Origin of the sequence: Micromonospora sp. NPDC005324 (assembly GCF_040607155.1) — a bacterium.
GTDB lineage: Bacteria > Actinomycetota > Actinomycetes > Mycobacteriales > Micromonosporaceae > Micromonospora > Micromonospora trifolii.
Window position 1 is genome coordinate 1 of the sequence record NZ_JBEXGE010000130.1, and the last position, 1,246, is coordinate 1,246.

Sequence of the window (1,246 nt, forward strand, 5' to 3'; positions counted from 1 at the left end):
GTACGACCTCGCCGGCCGATCGCCTACGACCTGGAGTTCGACACCGATGACTGGTCCCTGTTGATGTACACCGACGGCCTGATCGAGGGGCGGGTCGGCACCGGCAACGAACGGCTCGACGTGCCGGGCCTCAGTGGCTTGCTGGGCGAGCCGGCCAACCGTTCGGTGTCGCTGCCCGAGCTGCCGGCCTGGCTGGTCGGGCGGGCCGAGCGGCTCAACGGTGGCCCGCTCGCCGACGACGTGGCAATGCTGCTGGTCAGCCGGGGCGGTGGCCGATGAAGGCGTACCGGCAGGGTTGGACGCTGCGCCGCCGGGTGATCGCGTTGCTTGCGGTCGTCGGTGTGCTGCTGGTGGGGCTCACCGCGCTCGAGGCGGCGGTGGCCGCTCAACATCGAGCACAGCTCGACACGGTGCTCACCAAGACCGGTCCGCTGCGGGTCCAGGGGCAGGAATTGCTCAACGCCCTCGTCGACCAGGAGACGGGGGTGCGCGGGTACGCCGTCAGCGGTAACCCGGCCGACCTCGCCCCTTACCAAAAGGGTGTGGAGAAGGAACGCGACCTCATCGGCTCGATGACCGGGCTGGCAGCCGACTATTCGACGATCAGAGCGGGTCTTCGCGCTGTCGAGGCACAGTCCGAGCAGTGGCGGCGAACCGTCGCGCGACCGGCGATCCAGGCCACCGAGAGCAGCGGCACCAGCGCCGGGCAGGCTCTGCTCGATGATCAGGCCCGTCAGCGGTTCAACCAGCTGCGAGCCTCCGCCGCCCAGCTCCAGGCGGACATCTTCGCCGCCCGGCAGCAGGCCGTCGCAGCCGTCGAGTCCACCAGCAACCTGCTCGTCATCCTGCTCATCGCCGTGGTCCTGGTCGTCCTGATCGCCGGAGCGGTGCATCTCGTCGCCTTCAGCCGCGTTGTGGTTCAGCCAATCACTGATCTCGCCACTCACGTGCGGCTGGTCGCCGAGGGCGACTATGAGCATCACATCGCCACCACCAGGCCGCCGGAGTTCATTCGGCTCGCGAATGACATCGACGTGATGCGGCAAAAAATCGCCAAGGACCTGGCCCAGGTACGGGAGGCCCGCGAGCGCATCGAGTGGGTCAACAGCCAGCTCCAGAAGCAGGCCGAGGAGCTGACCCGGTCCAACCGGGACCTGGAGCAGTTCGCGTACGTGGCCTCGCACGACCTCCAGGAGCCGCTGCGTAAGGTCGCCAGCTTCTGCCAGCTGCTCCAGCGCCGTTACGC

Annotated in this window: 2 protein-coding genes; both read left to right on the forward strand. The window is 68.3% G+C overall.

The features are described from left to right. A partial coding sequence (locus ABZS40_RS36735) for a SpoIIE family protein phosphatase (protein WP_354949357.1) occupies positions 1 to 279 on the forward strand: 279 nt, incomplete at its 5' end. Continuing rightward, positions 276 to 1,246 (forward strand): CHASE3 domain-containing protein (locus ABZS40_RS36740; protein ID WP_354949359.1); only part of this gene is annotated, 971 nt, incomplete at its 3' end. The genes ABZS40_RS36735 and ABZS40_RS36740, both read left to right, overlap by 4 nt.